Raw genomic sequence first — 8,432 nt, 5'->3', positions numbered from 1 at the left:
TGCAGTAATGCATGGAGCTGACCAATACTAATCGGTCGAGGGCTTATCCTATATTTAAAACGCAAATTCAATTCGGATTCAGTTTTCAGGCGATTAAGTCTGTAACCAATAAGCTGCATGTCCTTTCTGAGGGCTGATATTTTCTCGCAGCGATTTCGAGAAGCGGAAGCTTCGAAAAATCATGTTTGGTGGCGATAGCGGAGGGGTTCCACGCGTACCCATCCCGAACACGACCGTTAAGCCCTCCAGCGCCGATGGTACTTGGACCGAAGGGTCCTGGGAGAGTAGGACGTTGCCAAGCACGCAAGACCACTGTTGAGTCATCGACAGTGGTCTTTTTGTTGTGTTTATTTACTTAACGGGTTGTTATGATTTAAATTTTGTTTGACAGACTACAGGGTTTAACCCATAATACAATTCATACTAAACATATAAGGATTATAGGGGGAACGAATTATGTCATATTTTAATTTGTCTTTTAAGAAGCCAATTCTGTTTGGAGCAATATCAATGTTGCTATTGATGGTAATTGCAGGCTGCTCTGGATCTACTAATACGGCTGATTCTAATAAGGAAGCTCCAAAAAACGCGAGTGCAGCAACTTCGAGTCCTCAAACGGCAGAACCTGCAGTAGGAGGAACTTTCATTTATGGGCGGCCTGCATCTGTAACCTCACTGGATTTGCATAATCAGATTACATCTAACAATGCTTTTGCTATCGACAAAGTATTTGAATCATTAGTTGCTTTTGACAGCAAGGGAGAAATTGTAGATTGGCTTGCGAAGTCTCATAGTATCAGTGAGGATGGCTTGACGTATACTTTTGAACTTCGCGATGGTTTGAAGTTTTCGAACGGTACGGATGTGACTGCAGAAGATGCTGTATTCTCCCTTGAGCGGCACTTGAAGGTTGGCGGTCCGCTGGCAATATCCGCAAAGGTCGACACCATCAAAGCGCAGGATAACAAAATGCTTGTTATTACACTTAAAGAACCTTATACACCATTTATCTCAGAGCTCTCTAATTTCTCAAATGGTATCCTTCCTAACAATTTTGCTGGAGTTTCCGAAGAAGAGTTCTTCAAGAAACCCATCGGAACGGGACCTTTTGTCGTTGAAACATGGGACACTGCGGGTGATCTGACCTTCACTAAGAACAAATTCTACTGGCAAGAAGGTAAACCATATATTGATAAGCTTGTTTATAAGTTGATTGAGGACGATAGCCAGGCGATTAACCAGCTGAAGGCTGGAGAAGTTAATGCCATTGAATCTTTAGCGCTGCAAAATGCCAATGAGATCAAAGATGGAACCGACACTAAAGTAATTACTAACGGCAGTTGGGTGACAGAGCAATTGTTCTTTAATACGCTGGATGAACATTTCTCGGATGTGCATGTTCGCCGCGCACTGGCTCTGGCGCTTGATCGTGAAGGTTTGACCAAAGCGCTAACCTTTGGATATGCGCAAACAGCAAACTCATTGCTGCCAACAACGATTCCTTATAACTCCAATGATACAATCAAGTCTCTGAACTTCAATGTCGAAGCAGCTAAGGAAGAGCTTTCTAAATCTGCCTTCCCTGATGGTTTCACGACCAAATTACTTGTAGCCTCCGGTAACAGTACAAGAGCGCAAGAGGCACAAATTATTCAGGCGGCGGGTCAAACGATCGGGATTAAGATTGAGATTGAATCGATTGAGCTTGCCACTTTCCGTGAACGATTCTTTGCTTATGATTTTGCCGCAATGCTGAATAGCGGGCAAGCGGATTCCCCAGAGGCGAACTCGATCATTGCTTTTCAAACTGATCCGGAAGGCTTCAGCAAATCATACTGGACGCATTATACGAATAATGAAGTAACGAAGCTGCTATATGAGGGCCAAAAAACAGCGGATGGCGATGCTCGTGCGCAAATCTATACTAAGCTGCTGCAGACACTTGCTGATGAAGTGCCGTATATTCCGCTTTATTATCCAGATGTTTTGAAAGGTATTCGTTCTTCAGTCGATGGCCTTGTTGTTCTACCTAACGGTAGCGCCCGTTTCGAAGATGTCCGCATCAGCCAATGACGAATCCTAAGCAGGTGTTAAATCAACCTAGAGGAAGCAAGGGCTCTTACAACTGGCTTGTGATATCACTTATAAAAGCGTTGGCAGTGATTTGCTGCGTAATGATAGCAGTCTTTTTCATCATCCGAATTGTGCCTGGAGATCCAGCTAAAATGATATTGGGAGAATACAGTACCCCTGAGGCGCTTAAGATTATGCATCATACTCTTGGGCTGGACCTCCCTTTATGGGAGCAGTTCATGAGATTTCTGAAGACGCTATTTACTCAGGGAGATACTGGAAATTCCATTGTTATGGGTACATCAACAAGAGAGTTGATTATGCAGCGGGCCCCTGTTACTTTGTTGCTCATAGTAATGGCGTGTGCGTTGGCGATTTTCGTATCACTTCTGCTTGCTACAGTAGCAGCTACGCATAAGGATAAACTGCTGGATCATTTAATACGTATTTTTCCTACAATAACTTTGGGTATGCCAATCTTCTGGGTTGGCTTACTTTTAATTTTGCTCTTTAGTGTCCGGCTTGGCTGGTTTCCCGTTGGAGGAGTAAGTGAAGGCTGGATTGGAACCTTGCATAGTCTTGCACTTCCGGCAATCACCGTTGCTTTCTCACAGATTCCTACATTGGTCCGTTCGTTAAGAGCACAGATGCTTGAAGTGTTAGAATCGGATTTTGTAGTCACACTTAAGGCTGCCGGAATACCAAGCAGGGTTATTATATTTAAACATGTGCTGCGCAATTCGGCTCTTCCAACATTGATGCTGATGGGTGTGAATATTTCTTATCTAATCGGCGGCACATTGGTTGTTGAACAGGTGTTTGGAATAAAGGGGATTGGCAGCTTGTTGTTCACTTCAATTTCAAAACGGGATTTTCCAGTTATTCAAGGAATAGCACTCTACTGTGCGCTAGCTGTTGTGATCATCAGTCTCTTGATTGAAATCATTTCTTGGTGGCTTGATCCCAGAACGAAGGGAAAACAATGAAAACAATAAGACTAGAACCACGATTGTATGAGGCTGGCAAGATGACTAGCGGCTTAAAGCGAATATGGAATACCCCTTCACTGCTAGTGGGAATGATTATGTTTGCAGCTCTTATTCTCTTGACTGTGTTCATACCGTATATAAGTCCCTATGATCCCTCCGAGCAAAATTTGAGTGCCTTTCTGCAGCCTCCGTCGGCTGAACACTGGCTAGGAACCGATCAGCTGGGACGTGATCTGTTTACTAGATTGATTTATGCAGCGAGGACTGATTTAAAAATCATGGTCTTGGCAGAAATCATTCCCTTTTGCATAGGTGTGTTCCTAGGAATGCTAGCAGGATATTACGGTAAATGGATTGATACAGTTATTACGCTGCTGTCAGATACGTTGATCGCTTTTCCTTTTTATCTAATCGTCATTATCGTTGCTTTTGCTAGCGGAGCAGGAGAACGAGGCATTTATATTACTTTTATCCTTGTTGGTTGGATTGTCTTTGCCCGTGTCGTGAGAGGTCTTAGTGCATCTTTTCGCAATCAGGAATGGGTGGCATCCGCTCAAACCTTAGGGCTACCCGGAGTAAGAATTATTTTACGTCATCTGTTGCCCAATGTACTTCCGCAAGCCGTGGTCGTCCTTATGACAGATATGATTGGATTGCTTGTTGCCATTGTTACACTGGGGTATCTTGGGATCGGTATTACACCGCCAACTCCAGACTGGGGGACAATGATCTCTGATGGACAGCCCTTCATCACTACAGCTTGGTGGCTCTCAGCTGTCCCAGGATTTGCAGTGGTGTATACCGGAATAGCTTTGTCGCTCCTAGGTGATGGTTTGGCAGACATATGGAGGAAAAAATGATGTCTATACAACCCATTTTAGAAATAGACGCACTATCGCTGGCAGCAAAGTCAAATGAGAGATTAGTCAACAATGTTAGCTTTTCGCTGGGCAAAGGGGAGAGTCTGGGATTAGTAGGGGAATCGGGTTCAGGAAAATCGCTTACGCTGCGTGCAATTCTGGGACTACTTCCAAACGGCGTTGAACAGATAGGTGGCACTATTAAGAGTGACGTAAGCAGTGCGATGGTGTTTCAAGACCCAAGAGGTGCGCTTGATCCGCTCTGTACGGTTGTTAATCAGCTGGTTGAAGTCGTGTATTACAGACAGAGGGTAAGCCGAAAGGCTTCGCGAATGATTGCGCTGGAGCTGCTCGAAAGGCTTGGTCTCCCCGATTCTTTGAAGAAAAAGGACCGGTATCCGAGTCAGCTGTCAGGCGGTCAGTGTCAACGGGTAGTCATCGCTTTGGCACTGGCGTGCAAGCCAGGTATTCTTCTATGTGATGAGCCGACAACGGCGCTGGATGTCACGGTTCAACGACAAATTATTGAAACGATCACGAACCTCCAGCATGAGCTCAGTTTTGCCATGGTTTTTGTAACGCATAATCTCGCAATTGCAGCCAACTTGTGCTCACGTCTATGTGTAATGAAACAAGGGCAGATTGTTGAGCATGGCGCTACCCTTGATATTTTGCAAAATCCATCCGACCCTTACACACAGATGCTGATTGATTCGGTGCTTCCTTTGCCAGAGCTTGAAGGGAGTAGAGACTCATGGAATTAGCCTTGCAAATAAAAGATTTAACTGTTCACTATGGCGGATTTACTGCACTCGATTGTATCCATCTGAATCTTGAGCAGCACACCACTCTTGGACTTGTTGGAGAATCCGGCTCAGGGAAATCTACGCTGGCGCGAGTAATTGCTGGACTGATTGCCCCGCATGAGGGAAAGATCCTGTTAGGTACCCAAGAGTTAAAAAAGAAAAGAAGCCGTGAGCAGCGTAAAATAATCCAGATGATATTCCAAAATCCTGATGCATCGCTGAATCCAAAGCATTCGATTAGGCAAATTCTTTCCGAGCCCTTATTGTTTCATAAAATTGTGGGACGTACGGGCGTTGAGCAAAGATGTAAAGAGCTTTTGAACCAGGTTCATTTGGAGCAAAAGGCTTTAGATAAATTTCCGCACGAATTTTCTGGTGGTCAGCGGCAACGGATAGCGATCGCTCGTGCATTAAGCGTTGAGCCAAACATACTGATCGCGGATGAACCTACAAGTGCGTTAGATGTATCTGTACAGCTTAGTGTGCTCGAACTGTTCAATACGCTTAAAGCTGAGCTTAATCTTACCATGCTTTTCATTTCCCATGATCTAGGAGTAATTAATGCAATTAGCGATACGGTAGCGGTCATGCGGCAAGGAAAGCTTGTGGAGCAGAGTCCGAAGGACCAATTCTTCATCCGGCCTAAACATGAATACAGTTACGAGCTGTTGTCGGCGGTTCCCAAAATGCCAAAATCAAGTACATCAGGAGGTTTCTTATGAGCCCAGAACATAATGTATATGCGCCACTTTCAATGGCTGAGTACAATAAGCTTACACATTTAATTTCCAAAATTTTATTTACTGAGCATCCTCCAGTTATCATCCCAGCTGAGGCAATTCTGGGAATCGAGGCAGTGGCTGCCGGAATAGCCGCGCCTGGTCGAACCATTGTAAATATAGTAACAGGTCCCTATGGAAGCTTATTTGGAAAATGGCTTGAGCGGGGAGGAGCAACGGTTGTTGAAGTAAAGGTTTCGTTTGATGAAGTGGTCACTGGCGACCAAGTTGCTTCCGCAATTAAAGAGTTTAGCCCTTGTGCCCTTTCCTTTGTTCAGGCTGAAGTAGTTACGGGTGGATCTAATCCAGCTAAAGAAATATTTAAGATAGCAAAGGAGTCCAATCTTATTACTGTGACGGACTCGGTTTCTGCGGTCGGGGGAGAGGCACTGCTGGTTGATGAATGGGGAGTTGATTTTGCTGTGATAGGCGCGCAAAAAGCTTTGGCTGGACCTAACGGTGTTAGCGCCGTCAGTATTTCACCACGTGGCTGGAAATTTCTTGAGTCTAATAAAAATGCTCCGCGTAACTCCATTCTGTCCTTGCTGGATCTCAAACCTTGGCTGGATGGCGCAGCGCCACTACGGGTTGCTCCAAATATTCCAACATTAGAGGCTAGAGCTCTGATCCTGGCCTTAACACGAATTGAGGAAGAGGGATTGGAGCAAGTGATTAAGCGTCATGAACGGGCTGCAGCTGCTACAGTAGCTGGTATCCAGACCTTGGGGCTTGAGCCTTGGCAAAAGGACAACAAACATTATTCTACACTGACTACAACGATTCGGATTACTGGAAAGCAAGAATTGCAGATCGAACAGCCTATAGGCATTGTGGCTCCAGGAGACGGGGAATTGTTTGGTCATCTTCTGCGGATCAATCATTTTGGAACAAATGCTGCTCGGCAAAGTGTGGAGGAAGCCATCTCAACGCTTGCTGAGTTGTTGAAAGAAGACCCTGATCAGGCAACACAAGCTGTTCGGCTGGCTTGGGGGGAATGAAGATGATCCATAAGCATCCAGAGCTGCATACATTCAAGGCTATTTATATAGCAGGCATCGAAGGTAAACGTTTTGATGTTTTGATCAAGAATGGCTATTTTTTATCTGTTACTGAAGCGGAGCCGCAACAAAATGATTCTACTCTTACCGGCACAGATCTATGGATAAGTCCTGGAATTATTGATCTTCATACGCATCTAGCTTGGACAGACTTTGACCATGCGGACCAATTGAAGCGCGACTCCCAGCAGGTCGAAGCCATGCAGGCGCAAGCGTTTGAGGCCACTCTTAGGACAGGTGTAACGACTGTACGGGATGCAGGCGGTATTCTGCCAAGCACAGTGAAGCATCTTGTTCAGCAGTATCAGCAGCCTTTAAGAGTGCATACCAGCAGTGACATGCTTGGAGCAGCGGATGCCCGTGGCCTGAAACATTTGGACCAACGGATGGCGGAAATCTTTGATACAGGAGCGGGCTGGATAAAAATCATGGCCACAGGCGGTCTTGGAGCACCTACCGAGAAAGTCATTGATCCGATTTTTTCTGAAGAAGAGTTCGCGTTTATTGTTCGTAATGCACATGCCCATGATAAGAAGGTGCTGGTTCATACCTGGGGAGGTGTGACGATAGACTGGTCCATTCAGGCCGGCGTGGAATCTATAGAGCACGGGATGTTTTTAACAGAGGATCAGGCAGGAAAACTTGCTAATTCGGGGGTAGCTTTTGTACCTACTACATCCATCTATCGTATTGCTGCAGATCCTAAAGGCGTGCTGGCGTTGAACCCGATCATTTGCGACCGAGCTGCCCGCGCTGCCGAATCGCACTCCAAGGCCATTAAATATGCAAAAAGAGAAGGTGTTCGCATTGGCTTTGGCACAGACTATGCCACACCTGCACTGCATGGTTATAATCTTCAAGAGCTGGATACGTTAATTGATTATGGCTTAACTCGGAGAGAAGCGTGGCAGTCTGCTACTATAACCGCTGCTGAAATTCTCGGGAACGGCAATGAGCTGGGTCAAATTGCAGAAGGGTTTATTGCAGATGCTGTAGTTTTCAATGTCGATCCATACCAGGCGCATAATGCAGAGGCACTTCGAAACAGTATCGTTTCCGTAATTACTGGAGCGAAGGAAGCGGAATTAATCTAGATTCGATTAAGCTTGTCTTCTAAAACAACTGATATCCTTTGCAGTTGTTTTTCTTTTTAGATTACAGCTGAATATCAAATGTTATATAAGGCAGCAATATAGAAAGACAGACGGAATATATTTGTTAATTCATGATTTATGTTTTGAAACTTTTATAAAAAAAGTGTTGCAATGAATCTCTATACATGATATATTCTAAGTCCGGCCAAGAAATACACATGCCGAGCTCGAAAAAGAAGTTAAAAAAGAGCTTGACATTAAATAGCCGAACATGATATAGTATAAGAGTTGCTGCTGAGACATTAAACGGCGCCAACGAGAACTTGATCTTTGAAAACTGAACAACGAGTGAGTAGGAAATCACGAAAGTGAAATCCAAAGTAGATGAGTTTCACAGCGTATTTTACGCTTTTGAAATTTCATCGTGAGAATTAATTTTCTCGTCAGATGTTTCAAAATGAGCATATCGCTCTTTTCAATACTAATTGGAGAGTTTGATCCTGGCTCAGGACGAACGCTGGCGGCGTGCCTAATACATGCAAGTCGAGCGGAGTTACTTTGAAAGCTTGCTTTCAAAGTAACTTAGCGGCGGACGGGTGAGTAACACGTAGGCAACCTGCCCCTTAGACTGGGATAACTACCGGAAACGGTAGCTAATACCGGATAATTTCTCTTTTCTCCTGAAGAAAGAATGAAAGACGGAGCAATCTGTCACTGAGGGATGGGCCTGCGGCGCATTAGCTAGTTGGTGGGGTAACGGCCCACCAAGGCGA

General features: G+C 44.9%; 7 protein-coding genes and 2 rRNA genes. All 9 read left to right on the top strand.

Annotation, left to right across the window (positions count from 1 at the left end):
- The first annotated feature begins 184 nt into the window (after positions 1-184).
- Positions 185-301: ribosomal RNA gene (rrf, locus tag UQ64_RS27645) — 5S ribosomal RNA — on the top strand.
- A gap of 155 nt (positions 302-456) precedes the next feature.
- Complete coding sequence (locus UQ64_RS27640) at positions 457-2,073, top strand: ABC transporter substrate-binding protein (RefSeq protein WP_060626672.1); 1,617 nt, start codon at positions 457-459, stop codon at positions 2,071-2,073.
- Positions 2,070-3,059, top strand: coding sequence for an ABC transporter permease (locus UQ64_RS27635; RefSeq protein ID WP_245238285.1), 990 nt, complete (start codon positions 2,070-2,072; stop codon positions 3,057-3,059). Before UQ64_RS27640 ends, UQ64_RS27635 begins: the two co-directional genes overlap by 4 nt.
- The gene (locus UQ64_RS27630) at positions 3,056-3,922 is read left to right on the top strand and encodes an ABC transporter permease (protein WP_156417700.1); all 867 of its coding nucleotides are present in this window, start codon (positions 3,056-3,058) and stop codon (positions 3,920-3,922) included. Before UQ64_RS27635 ends, UQ64_RS27630 begins: the two co-directional genes overlap by 4 nt.
- Positions 3,919-4,686, top strand: coding sequence for an ABC transporter ATP-binding protein (locus UQ64_RS27625; RefSeq protein WP_245238284.1), 768 nt, complete (start codon positions 3,919-3,921; stop codon positions 4,684-4,686). The genes UQ64_RS27630 and UQ64_RS27625 overlap by 4 nt, the downstream gene beginning before the upstream one ends.
- Positions 4,677-5,450, top strand: coding sequence for an ABC transporter ATP-binding protein (locus UQ64_RS27620; protein WP_060626670.1), 774 nt, complete (start codon positions 4,677-4,679; stop codon positions 5,448-5,450). The genes UQ64_RS27625 and UQ64_RS27620 overlap by 10 nt, the downstream gene beginning before the upstream one ends.
- Entirely contained in the window at positions 5,447-6,505 is a 1,059-nt protein-coding gene (locus UQ64_RS27615; protein WP_060626669.1) for a pyridoxal-phosphate-dependent aminotransferase family protein, read from the top strand. The genes UQ64_RS27620 and UQ64_RS27615 overlap by 4 nt, the downstream gene beginning before the upstream one ends.
- A 2-nt stretch (positions 6,506-6,507) precedes the next feature.
- Positions 6,508-7,659, top strand: coding sequence for an amidohydrolase family protein (locus tag UQ64_RS27610; protein ID WP_060626668.1), 1,152 nt, complete (start codon positions 6,508-6,510; stop codon positions 7,657-7,659).
- A gap of 482 nt (positions 7,660-8,141) precedes the next feature.
- Positions 8,142-8,432 (top strand): 16S ribosomal RNA (locus UQ64_RS27605); the annotation flags it as partial.

Origin of the sequence: Paenibacillus etheri (genome assembly GCF_001012825.1) — a bacterium.
Classification (GTDB): Bacteria; Bacillota; Bacilli; order Paenibacillales; family Paenibacillaceae; genus Paenibacillus_AQ; species Paenibacillus_AQ etheri.
This window is presented reverse-complemented; position numbering and strand designations above follow the sequence as displayed.